Source organism: Metamycoplasma equirhinis, assembly GCF_006385185.1.
Taxonomy (GTDB): Bacteria; Bacillota_I; Bacilli_A; order Mycoplasmatales; family Metamycoplasmataceae; genus Metamycoplasma; species Metamycoplasma equirhinis.
Genome location: NZ_VFIX01000002.1, coordinates 1 through 16,260, shown reverse-complemented (window position 1 = coordinate 16,260; position 16,260 = coordinate 1). Strand labels below are relative to the sequence as shown.

The following is a 16,260-nucleotide window of genomic DNA, read 5'->3' as shown; positions in this document are numbered from 1 at the left end:
GAGCCTACTTATTAATTTTAAAATCGTCTTCGTTTGAAAAATCAACATGTGAATTAATTCATGATTTACGTTTTGTAGCGTCGTCACTCATGAGTGTACTTACATTTCTTTCAACAAGACCCTCGTCTTGAATTGTAACTTTTATTATTGAACGTGTTTCGGGATTCATTGTTGTTTCTCACAATTGATCAGCATTCATTTCGCCTAGTCCTTTATAACGTTGAATTTCATAATTAGTATATTGAGAAGTAATGTCACGCAATTCATCGTCATCTCAGGCATAAAATTGTTTGCCTTTAGCATTTTTAATCGAAATTTTATATAGGGGAGGTAATGCTATATAAACCATGCCAGCTTCAATAAGTTTTTTCATATATCTTCAAAAAAATGTTAATAAAAGCACTTGAATATGAGCACCATCTGTATCCGCATCGGTCATGATAATGATTTTGTTATATTGCGAGTTTTTTAAATTAAGATCTTCGCCAATACCAGCACCAATTGTGTTAATTATTGTTGCTATTTCTTCATTTCCTAAAACATCTGTTATTTTTGCCTTATCAGTATTAATAACTTTTCCTCGTAATGGAAGGATAGCCTGCGTAGCGCGATTGCGTCCCAATTTAGCAGATCCACCTGCCGAATCACCTTCAACTAAAAATAATTCTTTTAGTGCGGGATTTTTTGATTGAGCAGGCGTTAATTTACCTGATAATATTTTTCTGTTTTCTAGTTTTGATTTTGCTTTTCTTACTTCGTTACGAGCGTTACGAGCCGCAATTTTAGCTTCGTATGCTTTTTTTATTTTTTGAATAATTTTGTCAGCCTCTTGTTTCTTTTCATTCAAAAAGAAAGTAAATTTTTCAGAAACAAAATTCTCCACAGCCTCACGAGCCTCTGGTGTACCTAATTTATCTTTGGTTTGACCAACAAACTCCAATATGCTTTCAGGAATTTTTAGTGATACAACAGCGATGATTCCTTCACGAATATCATTACCTTCAAATGTTATTTTATTTTTTAAAATTCCGTTCTTAACGGCATATTCATTAATAGTTTTAGTTAAGGCTGTTTTGAAGGCGGTTTCATGTGTTCCACCGTCACGAGTTTTAACATTATTTACAAAGCTAAAAATTGTTTCGTTGTAATTATCGGTATAAACCAACGAAGTTTCAATTTCAATTCCATTAGCTGATAGTCCTTTAGCATAAAAAATTTCACTAATAAATTGTTTGCCCTCACCGACAAATTTGATATATTCTTTAATCCCTTCTTCGGTTTCAAAAATAATATTTTCGTTTGTCAATTCATTAATGTAGTGAATCTTAATATTTGAAATTAAAAAGCTTGACTCACGCAGTTTTTCTTTTACAATTTCCGATGAAAATTTTGACTTCTTAAAAATTGCTACATCAGGTCAAAACCTAACCATTGTTCCTTGTTTTGTTGTTGCACCCAAACATTTAGTTTTGTCAATTATTTTATCTTGTTCAAATGAAGTAAAATATTCTTTTTTATCGCGATAAACTGTAACCTCTAGTTTAGAACTTAAAGCATTAACAACGGCGGAACCAACACCATGCAGCCCACCGCTCGTTTTATATGCACCTTCACTAAATTTACCGCCGGCATGAAGTTCAGTAAAAACCAATTCAACACCACTTTTGCCCAATTCATGTTTATCAACCGGAACACCGCGGCCATTATCTTCTACTATTACCGAGCCATCTTCTTTTAAAACAACTTTTATTTTTGTAGCGAAGCCCGCAAGCGCTTCATCAATTGAGTTATCAACAATTTCTCATATTAAATGGTGAAGACCAGTACTATCAGTTGAACCTATATACATTCCGGGTCTTTTTCTTACAGCATCTAGTCCTTTTAGTACTTTCAAATCATTTGCGTCGTAATTATTCATGCTCATAATAATTAATTATAAATTAGTTATAAAATATAATAAAAAAATAGTGAAAAGCAAGTGAAAATTTGAATTAAATCCAAAATATAAAATCAGCATACAAATTTCAAAAAAATATATTTTAAGCTATTTTTGAGAACGAAAATTTTGTTTTATTTTAAAAAAGCTATGAGGAGAAAAATTTTTATTTTTTTTATGCAAAAAAATTTTTTATGTATATAATATTAAACATAAGCAATCACAACGAAGGGGTTCCACCTGATACCATTCCGAACTCAGCAGTTAAGCCCTTCAGTGCCGACGATACCGTATGGGAAAATAGGTCATTGCTTTTTTTATTTTTTTATTCTTAATTTAAGTTAAAAAATATGAAAGCTATTAATTGCAAGAATATTTTTCTATAATTTAAATATAGGATAAATAGGCAATAAATTTATTTAAACTTAATAATAGGACGGCACAAAATGGATAGTGGATCATTTACCTTAAATATCAAGAAAGAAATAATGGCGCGCCAATTAAATAAAAGTCAAAAATTAAATTTACTTAATGGGATTGTCACTAGCGCCAAAATTAAAAATAATCAAGCACACGTTATTTTAAATAATTTAGAGATATATGAATTTTTAAAAAAAATATTGCTAAGCTTAAAAATAAATTTTGAAGTTAGTCAAAAAAATTCAATAGATATTGATATAAATTTAATTGAAAGCACACAGATAAAAAAAGAACGCGATTTCTTTGCTGGAATCTTTTTAGTAAGTGGATCAATTAGTGATTCTAAAAGTGTCTATAATCATTTAGAATTAAACTTTTTTGAAGAAGAAAACGCAAAAGCGATTGTCAAGATTTTAAATGATCATAATCTAAATTTTAAGATTATTGAAAGACGTAGCAAATATATTGCTTATGTCAAAAAATTAGAAGATATTTGTGACTTTCTAAAAGCAATTGAAGCTATTGACTCATATTATGAATTTGAAGTTTCAAAAATTGAAAGGGATTATTTAAATAATATAAATCGAATAACTAATTTTGATATTTATAATCAAGAAAGAATTGCTCAGGCCAATGTTTTATTTTTACATAATTTGAAATTTATTAAGGAAAACAATTTAGAGGAAAAATTTAGTCCGGAAGAATTGCGTTTTTTTAAAATTAAAAAGGAAAATCTGGATTCAAGTTTGTCTGAATTGACGCAGCTTGCAATAAAGCAAAAAATTTACAAATCACGTTCCGGTTTTAACCACACATTAATGAAATTAAAGAAAATTGCCGAAAAATTTGACACTAAAAATAAATAAAGCACTATTTGTATAGTGCCCTAGAATGTAATACGAAGCACACTATTGCGCTTCATATTACATTCTAGCCCCCCAAAAAAACTCATTTTGTGTAATAGTTTAGTCTTATCTTGACCGATTCTGAATTTCATAAAAATTACATATAAAATCTTTTTTGGTTTTTCAATAAATTTTTGTTGGTTTTCGACTTTTTTATTTTTCGCGCTTGTTTCAATTTTAGCTGATATTACGGCTACAAAAGCAATAGGCAAAATCGTAACGTAGCTAAAGCAATTTAAAATTTTTTTGTTATTTTCTAATATTTTTTATTTCATTTCATTTATATATATTTAAATGATATTTAACGAAATATTTCTTATAGAAAAAAAATGGAAATTTTTAAAAAAGCAATTTTTTTTCGTTTCAAACAAAAAAAGTTGTCATTAATTTATTGAAGTATTTTAACTATTTATTTTTTATAGACTCTAATAGAAGATTTATTTGAATTGGTAAATTCATATCTGTAGCTTTCGTTATCTAAAAGCTCTTCAACTGATAATCTAAGTGCACCCGTTCCAACACCAACAACAATGTCAAGATAATTTTGATTGGGACTATCGTTTTCAAGTTCATATAGAGCGTTTAAAACAGTGGAAATTGCTTCGGATGTTCTAAGACCGTGAAGGTCAATTTGTTTTGGAAAAAAATCAAAATTCATTTATCGCTCCTTTTGACATGTAGGGCAAAAATATGTGCCACGTCCATTTACTTTAATTTTTAGAATTTTTGTGTTGCAAGTTCTACAAAATTTTAATTTATCACTATGAACTTTTAAAAAATTTTGATAATTGCCAATTTGATTATTTAAACTTTCATATGAAAATAAAGTAGTTCCACCTTTTTTAAAACTTTCATTCATTATTTGTTCTCCAGCAGAAAGAATTTTAATTACATCAATTTCTGACAAGTGAGAACATGGTGTTAATGGATTAATTTTAGCTGTAAATAGCGCTTCATCAATATAAATATTTCCAAAACCAGAAATAATTGTTTGATCTAAAAGTTTTGTTTTTATAGCAGTATTTGATTTTTTGATTTTATCGAAAACTTGTTTTGCGAACAAAGAATTCACTTCAGGCGCAATTTTTGATAGTGGAAGTTTATTTAGATAATCTCTTTTATCTCGTAAATAAAAAGTTCCAAACATTCTACTATCTAAATATTGTAAAATCGTTTGATCGGAAAAAATAAAATAAGCCATAAGATGTCTCGGGATTTCTGAAGTTTGTGAAGAAAGATAGCGATATTTTCCTTCCATTCGTAGATGTGAGATCAAAATTATTTCATCTGATAACTCGAAAATTATATATTTGGCCTTGTTAGTGATTTTTAGTATTCTTTTATTTTTTAAGGTGTTTGCAAATACACTTGAATCATATTCTTTAAATAGTTTGGATTTTATAATATTTAGCGATTGTATTTCTTTATTTAACACTTTTTTAGTTAATGCATTGCAAACAACTTTGACTTCTGGTAATTCTGGCATATATTCATTATATATGTATATAGTTTGTTATAATACAAATATGCCAAATAAATATAATAAATTATTTATTTCCACTACTGACACAGTCATTGGAATAGGTGGAAAAGTATGTAATGAGGTTAAAGATTTAATCTACGAAATTAAGGGGAGAGATCGTAGAAAAAAACTTATAATTTTAGTTTCCTCAATTACGCAAGCTAGAAAATTTAAGGAATGAAATTCACAAGCTGAAATGTTGGCAAAAAAATATTGACCAGGTGCCACTACCTTAGTGGTAAATGATCAAGGATTTAGAATGCCAAACCAAAAGGGATTATTGGATTATTTAGAAAAAAATGGACCAGTATATATGACTAGTTGTAATCTATCAAATGCACCAGTTTGCAAAACTATAGAAAACGCAAGAGAATTATTTCCTGAAATAGATAACATATATAATTTTGGTGACATGACACAACAGGCAAGTCAAGTTATTCGTGTCGAAACCGGAGAAATTCTAAGAAAATAAAGGATATATATTATGAAGGTTAAAATAACAAGTGATCACGGTGGCCATTTAGCAAAGATCGAACTTGCTAAACGTCTTCAAGCTAAAGGATATGAAGTTGAATTAAGAGGATCGGAAAATTCAGAAACTTCAGTTTCATATTCAGAAATTGGAATAAATTTCGCTAAAGAAATTATTGCTGATAATGATTTTCAAAATAATCGCTATGTTGCTTTTTGTGGCTCAGGAATCGGAATTAGCATTGCTCTAAATCGTTTTAAAAAAATTAGATGTGCGAGAGTTGCTAATGTTCAAGAAGCTAAATTAGCAAAATTGCATAACAATGCTAATGTATTATGCATGGGTGGGAGATTATTAACTTCTGATGAAATTGAAGCAATATTTAACGAATGAGAAAAAACCCAATTTGAAGGTAATAGACATATTCCTCGAATTAATAAATTAGATGAAGTTGGTGAATAAAAAAAAGCAAACATATAAAAGCTTGCTTTTTTTAAATTTCAATTTTTGAAGTATCGAGTCCGCCAAAAATATTATGAATTTTTGTAACGGTAATTCAAGCGTCAGGATCTGCTTTTAAAACTTCGTAACGAATCATATTTTGTTCTAAATATAAGGCAAAAGTTTCAATTTTCACTGTTTCTGTATTAGTATATCCCGCCGTTAAATGATCAATATTATAAGCGTGTCAATAATTAATTTCTTTAAAGTGTCTAATCACATCATCGGCACGTTTTGTATAAATCTCAATTTTAATTTTCTTATACTTAGGATAAATAATTTCTAGTAATGAGTTATATAAGAAAATGTATCCAATTGTGCAAATAGCTCTTAACAGTAATGCTCCGTAATTAATTGGTTTACCATTTGATAGTACTCCAGCTATTTCTAGCGCCGAAATTAAAAGTATTGAAAATCCTGCGAAACATAATGCAACTATGGTAGAAATTTGGCCAATACTTTTTTGCTTCATCTTAGAAACATAATAGACAATAAAATCGCTACCCGCTGTACTTGCTGAGTTTTTTCAGGCAATTCCCCCAGCCGAACCAGCAGCAATCCCACCAATAACCGTAAATACTATAATTGGCCATGTTGGATTATTAAATCCATTTGCTAATTCTAGTTTAAATTTGCTTAATTGTGCAATTTCTAAAATTGTATATTCGCCTAAATTGCCTAATGGATGTTTAGTTGATTTCATTTCTTCTCATAAATTAGCTACATTTTCAAAGCTAAGCGAGTTTCATGAAGTTTTATTTGCATATGCTTGAATAATTGATTGAATTTCTGATATTGAATATGTGTCATGATTTTTAAATATTATTGAAGAAGGCAAATTATTAAACAATTCTTGATATTTAACTGCATAATTTCCATAAACATCTCAAGAAATTAGAGCTTTTAAAGAATTTCCATACCCTGATTTAGGCGAATATCAATTAATATAATAAATTGATATCTTATCAAAAAAATCTCTAATTGAAGGAATAAGTAAAAATGATTGAAAAACGACTTGTCATAACAATCAATAAGTTGTTAAAAGCATAAATAGGCGAGAGTTTTTCTTTCAAAAAATTATTATGAGAGGTAAATTAAACGCCAAGTATATATAGGCAAAATATGGCGCGGTAACAGTAATTGTATAAGTTATTGATTGTACAAGTGCTGAAACACCAGTTGCTACCGTGGCTGCTTTTGCTAAAAATGTTGCTACACCAACATTATATAAAATTGCCGAAACAAAAATAAAAAACATTTTTTTTGGAAATTTAATTCAAATATTAAAAAAATTTAAATTATATGGATTAATAGATTTTGGATCAATTTGTATTCCTGTTTTATTTCTTTTCTTGGCTAATTTTTCAATGTATTTTAATTCTTTATATTCATCGTTTCCAAGTAATTTATGAATAGAATTAGTTTTTTGCTCGTGGTCAGGATTTTTGCTAATCATAGTTGCCTCTTGTAAATAAAATAATAACATTTTTAAAATGCTTTTTACATTTATTTTTAAATATTAATTTAAAATCTGTTTCAATTTTTATACTAAAAAATTGCAACAATTGCAATTTCTAAACCTCTACATATGAGGTATCAAATTCGCCAACAATTCCGTGAATATTTGAAATTGTAATTCAGGCGTTTTTATCAACATTTTTAACTTCCTCTATTATCATGTCTCGTTCAAGATATAAAGCAACTGTTTCAATTTTGCCAAACTCAATATGTGAAAATCCACCAACGCCAGCAAATAAGTTAAATGAATGAACATATCCTGATTTTTTGAATGCTTCCGCAACAAGCTCTGGCTTTCTTGTATAAATATCAATTTTCACTTTTTTGTATTTTGGATAGAATTTATTAACAATTATTGTAAAGATAAATAGATAAATAAATGTTCCCATGATTCTTACAATAAATTGTTCACTACGTCATTCGCGGCCCGCAATGTTTCCGGTTGCTTCAAGTGAAGCCACAATTATTGTTGAAATTGATGAAAAACATAATGCAACAATTAAAAATACGTTTCCAACTGGTTTTTTATTTTTATAAGCGATATAGTTTGAAATTACAGATGTACCACCGATTGAACCTTTTTGCCTTCAAGCAATAACTGAGGCAAATCCTTCACACACACCACCTAGCGCAGCATAAACAATAACGGGTCAAGTTTCACGATTTCACACTGCACCATTAGCTCCAGCCACTGTGCTACCAAATGGATCCCAATAACTTCCAGGACCGTTTGGTTTATAAATTGAAAGACCAGAATCTATGAATTTTACAATTGGACTATTTCCGTTGTAATTTATGAATATTAATTGAATTAAAACTTGGAATAACATTCAATAGTAGGTTAATATCATAAATAAGCGGGGGTTTTTGCGTCAAAAAATAAACATCAGTGGTAAATTAACTAATACATAAAATAGTCCATAATATGAAGCTGTTGAGGGCGCTAAAAAAGTTACTATTTGTGCAAGCGAAGATGTTCCGCTTGCGATTGTTGCAGCTTTTTTTAAAAATACGGCAATCGCTATATTATATAAAAATGCACTAACAAACATTCAAAGTACTTTTTTAGGATACTTTTTCCAGACGTTTAATAAATTTATTTTTTGAGGATTTAAATCAAACTCAATATAATTATTTTTTTGCTTTTGTAATTTCATTATCTATTAATATCCTTCCTCCTGTTTTGAAACAAATAATTTTTGCTTTTCTTGATTTTGTTTGTCTTTAATCATTTCAGGTTCATAGAAAAAGCGGTTACATTCAGGTTGAAATAGTAATTGGACAACACCAGTAGCACCGTGGCGATTTTTTGCAACAATAACATTTGTTAAGGATTCTGACCCACCTTGATTTGAATCATTAGAAATTTGACTATTATCAGTTTTTTGTTTATTATAGTAATCTTTACGATATAAAAACACAACCGCATCAGCATCTTGTTCAATATTTCCTGATTCACGCAAGTCAGATAAAATTGGCATTTTATCTTCTCGTTTTTCAACACTTCTACTTAGTTGGCTTAATGAAATAATGGGACATTCTAACGAACGAGCTAATTGCTTTAAAGCACGAGAAATTCGTCCTACTTCTTGTTGCCTATTTTCTGAATTTGAATGTACTGAATCAGCTATTAGTTGCAAGTAATCTACAACAATTAAATCAATTTTATTAGTTTGGGCGTAGCGTTTTGCCATTGTGGTAATATCTGAAATTGTCAATGTGGCCTTATCCGACAAAAACATTTTTCATTTCTTCATTTCTTCAACAGTTCAATAAAGTGATTTTGCATTCTCACTTTTAATTTCTTTTTTTCGTAACAAATTAATTGGCGTTAATGAAGCAATAGCAAGCATTCTTTGAACTAATTGTTCGGTTGACATTTCTAATGAAAAAAACAATACAGTTTTGTTTGCTTTTGCAACGTTAGCGGCGATATTTAAAGCAAAAGCTGTTTTCCCCATTGCTGGTCGAGCCGCCAAAATAATTAAGTCACCAGGATTTGAACCTAAAATTAATTCGTCAATTTTGGGGAAACCTCACATTAAGCCAAGGCCGGTAGAAGTTTGTTCGTTATTCATAATATCTGAATATAGTTTTTCGGCCACATCACCGACTCGGGCATATGTAGCATTAATTTCAGATATATCTAAATTAAGTAAATTAATTTGAATTTTAGCAATTAAATCGTTAATATTAAATTTTTCTTTATTAGAATTAATAAGTTTAGTGTTCTTTTCTAAAAGTTTGTTTAGTTCGTCAGTCTTGTATTGTTCAATAATGCTTTTGGCATATTTATGAATCTCATCAATATGTCCTGAATTTTGGGTTAAAAATCCAATATAATCAATAGAAGAAAAGCCAAAACCAGCCACTTGATCAATTATTTTTTCGCTACTTAAATAATTAATTAAGTTAGCAACATCAAAAACATTTGAAGAGGCATAAACATTTGAAATCGCTTTATATAAAATTTGATTATTAGTAAAGTGAAACATTTTATAGTTAATCGTTTCACTTATTTTTAAATAAGCATCGTTGCGATTAATAATTAAACCTAGTAGCGAAGACTCATTGTTTGCAATTGCAACTTCCTTGGCGGTTAATTCCGTTAATTTTGCCATGTTATATCCTCCTGCATTTAGTTTTTTGTGCTTTATTTTTCTTCAATAATAGTAATTGCTAATATTGCGGTTACTTTATCATGCAATTTTACAAATATTTTATGGTTGCCGAAGGTGTTATAAACTTCGTTACTTAATGCATGTGCATTAATCTTGATATTGTTTTTCAATAATTCTTTTGCAATTGCTTTGTTGGTAATATTGCCATGCACAATATTTCCGTTTGATTTTAAAGTAAAAATAAGATTTAATTTTTCTATTTCTGTTTTAATTTTTTGAGCTTCAGCAATTTCGGCAGCTAAATTTTCTGCTAAATTATTTTTGACTCTTTCTAAATTTGCTAATGTTTGTTTATTAATAGGTTGGGCGAAGCCATTTTTGATTAAATAGTTTTTAGCAAAACCGTCACTTACCTCAATAATTTCATTTACTTTATGTTTTTCGTATTGTTTAATTAATATTACTTTCATTTTTTACACTCACAATCGCTTGTTTAATATTTCCAATAAATGTGTCTAAAGATTCTTCTGTTTCGGCGGCAGCTGTATTAAAGTGACCACCTCCACCAACTAATTCAGCTATTCTTTGAACATTAGTTTCTACTCCACGTGCTGATAATTTATACTTTTTGCTGTTTGGGAGTTTAGCAACAACAAAAGCAGCCTTTCTGCCATTAACACGAAGAATTTCATTTGCTGCAATTGAAATAATATCAATTGGAACTTCCATATCTTGATATGCTAGATAATAACCATCAGTTACCTCTGAAATTGTTTCCGTTAATTTTTGAACGCATTCAAACATTTCTTCATTCATTTTTAAAGCATTAACTGATAAATTAATTTTAGCGCCTCATTCTTGTAATATCGAAGCAGCTGCAAAAGTTTTGGATGTTGTTTGTTTTTGAAAATTATTTGTATCTAAATAAATTCCATCTAATAATGCTTGAGCAACTTTAGAATTTATTCTGTCCTTATTGTTGGTTATTGCAATAATTTCGGTAACAATTTCTGAAGCCGATGAAGCAGAAGAGTCAACATATGAATTTTCATGAATTGCATAAGAAGGATTTCGCGCAATTCGGTGGTGGTCAATTACAAATATATTTTCCTTAATGATATTTAAAAATGCATTGGAATTTTCTATTCTCATTTCATCAGAAGTATCGCATAAAACAACCAATGTTGAACCGTCATTAAGATTTGTTGCTTCCTTAGGCGAAATAAATAGTATATTTTTTTCTCCTTTAACGATTCCTTTCATAGCAATTTTGGTTGTTTGGTCAAATGTTTTATTTTGAATATATGCTTCTTTTCCATATGATTTTGCAAGCGAATATATTCCATATGCTGAGCCCAGCGCATCTAAATCAGCATCTTTGTGGCCATAGACAATAACTTTTCTAATTCGATTTGATTTTAATTTTGCAATCAAGTTTTTAGCTAAATAGTTAACATTTGTTCTCGATAAGTTAATTTCGATTTCTGAACTAGATCCATAATGACGAGGTTTTTCATTTTGTGTCATAACCGTAATTTGATCGCCACCACGTGCCTGTGATTGAATTAGTGCTTCTTTTGCTAATTGCTCTAAAACACTAAATTTATATAAACCATATGAAAAACCAATTGAAACTGTGATATTAACACCTTTAATAATTTGTTTGTTTTTAAGCAATTCAAAATCGTGAAATCTTCTAGTTTCTAATTGTTCTAAAATTTCTTGATTTAGAATTAAAAAGAAACGACCGTTTTCGTATTGACGATAAATAATGTTTGTTTTTTTGGATAAGTCATCTAATCTATTAATAACAACAGCATATAATTTAAAAATTTCCTCTTGAGATAATGTTGCTTGATAAATATTCATATTATCAATACTCAATTCACCAAAAACGCATCTTTGTCTTTTATAATCGTTTAGCAGATTAACTTGAATTGAAATATCTTTAATAAGTACTAAATTATGTTCAAAAGAAATATGAGTTTCATATTCATAATGTTCTTTTTTAAAATTAAATTCTAAATTGTTATTATTTCATTCATTGATGCCAAAAACTTCTTTAATGTTTTTGCCTAAAATATTTGTTGTAAAACGTGACTCAACAAAGGAAGACATTCAAACTATTTTTCCTGTATCAAGAAAGCTAATTGCTCCTACACCATATTGTCCAATTTCTCTTTGAATATAAAAATTTAGTGAATTTCTAGCAATAGTAACTTTCTTTAAATATGAGTTTAACGAAATTCATGAATAAATGCCTAAACAAATTATATAAACCATGAATACGATTGATAGAGTTAATCTAATCGAATTTTTTATTGGAATCTGTGGCAATAAAATCAATGTATAAAATAAAATTGAAGGTAATATAAATAAAAATATAACCTCAAGAATTATTCGTAATTTAAACTTATCTTTTTTTTGCATAATATATAAATTATAATATAAAAAACGACCTTTTGTTTAGCCACTTATTATAATGAATAAAATTCTATGATATCTTCGATGCCTTGCGCTTTAATTGAAGAAACCATAAAAATATTAATCTCTGGATTTAATTCTAGTGCTTGTTTTTTTACTTTGTATTTTTGTGATTGATTTGCTTTATCAATTTTTGTAATAAAAACATCTATTTTAATATTTAAAGAGTATAAATAATTAATCATTTCTATATCTATTGCCATAAAACCAACTTTACAATCAATTAAGACACAAACAGTTTTTTGAGCCTTGCTATTTCTAAAAAAGAAATCGATTATTCTAGCAATTTTTTCTTGTTCTTTTTTGCTTATTGCGGCATAACCATAGCCTGGCAAATCAATAACTAATTTATTACTATCAGAAAGAAAATAATTTATTAATTTGGTTCTTCCCGGCGTAGAAGAAGTTTTGGCGATTTTTTGTTTAGCTAATGAATTAATTAAACTTGATTTCCCAACATTAGAGCGACCTCAAAAAATCATTTGATTTTCATTTTCAAATTCCTTCCAGCTATTTTCATTTGAAGTACTTTTTAAATATTTTCACATGTAAAAAATTATACAAAAATAAGGCTATAAAACCTTATTTTCTAGTCTTTTCATAAGCTAATCTAGCGATCATCATTGCGTTATCAGTTGAATATTTTAATTCAGGTAAATAAACTTTATCATGTAATGTAAGCATCATTTCCCTTATAGCAAAATTAGCACTCACACCGCCTACTAAAGCTATACACTTAGGTTTATAAATTTCAATTGCTTTTTGCATATGATTTTTTAAGTATTGAACTATTGTATTTTGAAATTTGGTAGCATATTCTTTAATGTTAATTTTTTCTTTTCGATTTATTTTATTATTGTATAAATTTATAACATGCGTTTTTAATCCGCTGAATGAAAAATTGAACTCGTTTTGTGTTTGGGGAATTGTAAAAGTGTCAATATAAATATTACAATTTTGTTGCCAAATTTTGTCTATTAGTGGACCACCAGGAAATCCTAATTCAAATTTTCTGGCAATTTTATCATATACTTCGCCAACTGCATCATCTTGTGTTTCGCCAATAATTTCATATTCGTCTTTGGTCTTATAAAGCATTAACTGAGAATGACCTCCGGAAACTAGTAAACCGAGTGCAGGATATTCGACTTCCCTTTCAATAAATGCAGAATAAAAGTGACCTTGAAGATGATTTAACGGTAATATTGGTTTTTTTAACTGTAAAGCAATAGCATTTGCAACCATATGTCCAACATGAAGTGAGCCAATAAGTCCTGGTTCCTTTGTGTATGCTATTAAATCGATTTTTGTTATATCAATTTCCTTAAGCAAATCTCGAATTAAAATACCGATATTTTTTACATGCAATCGCGAAGCAATTTCTGGCACTGTTCCACCATATTGTTTGTGAATTTCAATTTGTGTAATTGTCTTCATTCATAATGCTTTATTATTTTCTAATAAGGCAAATGAAGTATCATCATGTGAACTTTCAATAGCAAATATTAGCATTATTTGCCTCCTATTTGTGGTTCATGTAAATAAAGCAACTCTACTTCATTAACATCAAGACATTGCGTAAAAATATTCTTATATTTAGGCAATTTTTTTTCAAATAATTGATAGTCAAATTTATCAAAATCATTATTGTTTTCTACTAATTCACAACTAAAATTTGAATTTAATTTTATTAAATAATTATTGTATTTATTTGCTTTAATTTTAATTTGATTGAAATCTTGTTTCAATATTTTTTTTTGCATCTCAAATAATTTATAAGTTGGAACAATAAATAATTTTTTATTTGAAATTTGACAGATAGTTCTAGCAAATAAAAGTCCAATTCTAGCTCCAGAAAAACTGCCTGGACCTAAAGTAATATAGATTTCATTAATTGAATCTATATCAATTTTATTTCTTTCAAACAATAAATTTAACTTCAAATAAAACTCATCGGTTTTCTTAACTAAATCTTTTTCACAAATTTTATCGATAATTTTGTTGTTTTTAATTATTGCTAGATATAAATCAGATAGTGAAGTTTCAACAAATAATTCCATTTCTAATATACTTCTTTCATTATTTCGAAAATATGGTTGCCTTTTAAATCTAGAGTAACGTTTATTTCGAGAAATTTTCTAAAATTGGTTTTAACGTTATTAGCTCACTCAATTATTACTAATTTATTTTCAAAATAATCTTCATATGCAAACAAATCGCCTTTCAATTTATAAGCATCAATATGAACTAATTTATCATAAACTATAATTGTATTAAATGTTGGCGAAATAATCGCTTTGGTTTCACCTAATTTTTTTGCTATTTGTGATGTTAGCGTAGTTTTACCAGCGCCTAATTCTCCAGTTAATAAAATTGCCTCTAAATTTTTAATGTTTAAAATATAATCGATTAATTTATCTAATTTTTCGCCGTTTACAAAACAGAATTTTTTAGTTAACATTTTTAAACCTCTTTTATTTATATTTAATGTTTTCCCATTCTTGTTTATTAAAACATTTAATAAATTCAATAATCAAATTTCCAGCAGCAACTAAGTCACTTATTGCGCAAACTCCGATTGGACTATGTAAATATCTTTGTGGTAATGAAATAGTTAATGTAGCTGCTCCACCCTTTGCATATTGCATTTCATGTGCATCTGTGCCGCCACCCATTGCAACAAATTTATATGCTCGAATATTATTTTTTTGCGCTATATTTTGAAAAAATTTAATAAGTTTAGGATCCATTAATGTTCCTTTATCTTTGACTCTTAAAGCGGCACCTTTAAATAAGGCCGTGTTACCCGCAATTGTTCCAATAGTATCGTGTGAAGCGCATGTATCTAATGCAATAGCTACATCAGGATCAATTATTGAAACGCTAGTTCTTGCTCCTCTTGTGCCAACTTCTTCTTGAACGGTACCAACTAAATATAAATCAATATCTATTTCTAAATTTTCAATTGATTTAGCAATATATTCAAGTGTCGTAATACCTGCACGATTATCCATAGCTTTGCCACCAATCAAGTCTTCATTTGCAAATAAAATCGTTTCACCACTCATATATACTAAATCACCAACGCTTGCACCCTGGTTAATTGCATCTTCGTAATTTTTAAATCCAAAATCAGCATATAATTCATCATTAGTAATTGCCTTTTCAATTTCTTTTGGTTGCATAATATGAATACTTGTATGGCCAAACAGACCTAAAAATTCTTTTCCACTATCAGTCACTAATTTAGCTTTTGTCCCTATTACAGTAGTGGGTCATATTCCACCCATTGGTGACAATAAAATTTGACCTTTGGGGTCAATGTTTCTAACCATAAATCCAACTTCATCCATGTGTGCTGCAATCATCACTTTAGGAGCATTTTTGCTTCTTACTTGTTTATGAAAAATTACTGATCCAAAATTATCTCTTATTATTTCAAAATTTTTATTAGTTATTGAATTAATTAATTCTTGTGCCACCGGCTCTTCATAACGTGACATTGCCTCAATTTCCATATATTTTATTAATCTTTTTTTAAATTCCAAATTATTAGCCATAATATTTTGCCTTTCATTAATTCTTTAATAGAATTAAAAATACTTTTTAATTTAAGAATAAATAAATTATAAGTTAATTACTAACTTTATCTTAATTTTTAAAAATTGGGAAATAAAAATTAGGCATTGCGCCTAATAAATTTTGTTCCCTGAAAACTGAATATCGCAATTTTAGATAAATCACTATAGAATTTACTATTAAACCGTTCAATTTATTAGTACTGGTCAGCTGAATGCATTGCTGCACTTACACCTCCAGCCTATCAACCTCATAGTCTATAAGGAATTTAAAGGGAATACTCATCTTTGAGGGGGCTTCCC

The 16,260-nt window shown here is 28.6% G+C and carries 16 protein-coding genes and 2 rRNA genes; 4 read left to right on the top strand and 14 right to left on the bottom strand.

Annotation, left to right across the window (positions count from 1 at the left end; genetic code table 4):
* Window positions 1-4: 4 nt before the first annotated feature.
* Entirely contained in the window at window positions 5-1,924 is a 1,920-nt protein-coding gene (gene parE / locus FJM08_RS07295; RefSeq protein WP_140031301.1) for a DNA topoisomerase IV subunit B, read from the bottom strand.
* 224 nt (window positions 1,925-2,148) lie between these two features.
* On the opposite strand from parE, the gene rrf reads away from it, so the two are divergent.
* Window positions 2,149-2,253, top strand: a 5S ribosomal RNA gene (rrf, locus tag FJM08_RS00700).
* Window positions 2,254-2,382: 129 nt separating this feature from the next.
* Complete coding sequence (whiA, locus tag FJM08_RS00695; protein ID WP_140031300.1) at window positions 2,383-3,222, top strand: DNA-binding protein WhiA; 840 nt, start codon at window positions 2,383-2,385, stop codon at window positions 3,220-3,222.
* 448 nt (window positions 3,223-3,670) lie between these two features.
* On the opposite strand, the gene FJM08_RS00690 is transcribed toward whiA, so the two are convergent.
* Both FJM08_RS00690 and mutM read right to left on the bottom strand, forming a co-directional pair.
* Window positions 3,671-3,919, bottom strand: coding sequence for a Smr/MutS family protein (locus FJM08_RS00690; RefSeq protein ID WP_140031299.1), 249 nt, complete (start codon window positions 3,917-3,919; stop codon window positions 3,671-3,673).
* The gene (mutM, locus tag FJM08_RS00685; protein ID WP_140031298.1) at window positions 3,920-4,747 is read right to left on the bottom strand and encodes a DNA-formamidopyrimidine glycosylase; all 828 of its coding nucleotides are present in this window, start codon (window positions 4,745-4,747) and stop codon (window positions 3,920-3,922) included.
* Window positions 4,748-4,787: 40 nt separating this feature from the next.
* Between mutM and FJM08_RS07290 the strand changes: the two genes are divergently transcribed.
* Window positions 4,788-5,255: an L-threonylcarbamoyladenylate synthase gene (locus FJM08_RS07290; RefSeq protein WP_140031297.1), complete on the top strand. Its 468-nt coding sequence runs from the start codon at window positions 4,788-4,790 to the stop codon at window positions 5,253-5,255.
* Between the two features lie 12 nt (window positions 5,256-5,267).
* Complete coding sequence (locus FJM08_RS00675) at window positions 5,268-5,717, top strand: RpiB/LacA/LacB family sugar-phosphate isomerase (RefSeq protein WP_140031296.1); 450 nt, start codon at window positions 5,268-5,270, stop codon at window positions 5,715-5,717.
* A 31-nt stretch (window positions 5,718-5,748) separates the two neighbouring features.
* On the opposite strand, the gene FJM08_RS07285 is transcribed toward FJM08_RS00675, so the two are convergent.
* The 11 genes from FJM08_RS07285 to FJM08_RS00620 all read right to left on the bottom strand — a co-directional run.
* Window positions 5,749-7,242, bottom strand: a complete 1,494-nt coding sequence (locus tag FJM08_RS07285; RefSeq protein ID WP_306769757.1) for a YitT family protein — start codon at window positions 7,240-7,242, stop codon at window positions 5,749-5,751.
* An 88-nt stretch (window positions 7,243-7,330) separates the two neighbouring features.
* Window positions 7,331-8,431 carry a YitT family protein gene (locus tag FJM08_RS07280; protein ID WP_211331330.1) on the bottom strand — a complete coding sequence of 367 codons (1,101 nt, stop codon included), beginning with the start codon at window positions 8,429-8,431 and terminating at the stop codon, window positions 7,331-7,333.
* Between the two features lie 6 nt (window positions 8,432-8,437).
* The gene (gene dnaB, locus FJM08_RS07275; protein WP_140031295.1) at window positions 8,438-9,895 is read right to left on the bottom strand and encodes a replicative DNA helicase; all 1,458 of its coding nucleotides are present in this window, start codon (window positions 9,893-9,895) and stop codon (window positions 8,438-8,440) included.
* Between the two features lie 32 nt (window positions 9,896-9,927).
* Window positions 9,928-10,365 (bottom strand): 50S ribosomal protein L9, encoded by a 438-nt coding sequence (rplI, locus tag FJM08_RS00655; RefSeq protein WP_140031294.1) that lies wholly within the window; start codon window positions 10,363-10,365, stop codon window positions 9,928-9,930.
* On the bottom strand, window positions 10,346-12,325 hold the full coding sequence (locus FJM08_RS07270) for a GGDEF domain-containing protein (protein WP_140031293.1): 1,980 nt from the start codon (window positions 12,323-12,325) through the stop codon (window positions 10,346-10,348). Before FJM08_RS07270 ends, rplI begins: the two co-directional genes overlap by 20 nt.
* A 47-nt stretch (window positions 12,326-12,372) precedes the next feature.
* Window positions 12,373-12,927, bottom strand: a complete 555-nt coding sequence (gene yihA / locus FJM08_RS00645; RefSeq protein ID WP_140031292.1) for a ribosome biogenesis GTP-binding protein YihA/YsxC — start codon at window positions 12,925-12,927, stop codon at window positions 12,373-12,375.
* 34 nt (window positions 12,928-12,961) lie between these two features.
* A complete protein-coding gene (gene tsaD, locus FJM08_RS00640) occupies window positions 12,962-13,891 on the bottom strand; it encodes a tRNA (adenosine(37)-N6)-threonylcarbamoyltransferase complex transferase subunit TsaD (protein WP_140031291.1) in 930 nt (309 codons plus the stop codon).
* Window positions 13,891-14,439: a hypothetical protein gene (locus tag FJM08_RS00635; protein WP_140031290.1), complete on the bottom strand. Its 549-nt coding sequence runs from the start codon at window positions 14,437-14,439 to the stop codon at window positions 13,891-13,893. Before FJM08_RS00635 ends, tsaD begins: the two co-directional genes overlap by 1 nt.
* Before the next feature lie 2 nt (window positions 14,440-14,441).
* Window positions 14,442-14,840: a tRNA (adenosine(37)-N6)-threonylcarbamoyltransferase complex ATPase subunit type 1 TsaE gene (tsaE, locus tag FJM08_RS00630; RefSeq protein WP_140031289.1), complete on the bottom strand. Its 399-nt coding sequence runs from the start codon at window positions 14,838-14,840 to the stop codon at window positions 14,442-14,444.
* A gap of 13 nt (window positions 14,841-14,853) precedes the next feature.
* Window positions 14,854-15,939, bottom strand: a complete 1,086-nt coding sequence (locus tag FJM08_RS00625; RefSeq protein ID WP_140031288.1) for a zinc-binding metallopeptidase family protein — start codon at window positions 15,937-15,939, stop codon at window positions 14,854-14,856.
* A gap of 194 nt (window positions 15,940-16,133) precedes the next feature.
* Window positions 16,134-16,260 (bottom strand): 23S ribosomal RNA (locus FJM08_RS00620); the annotation flags it as partial.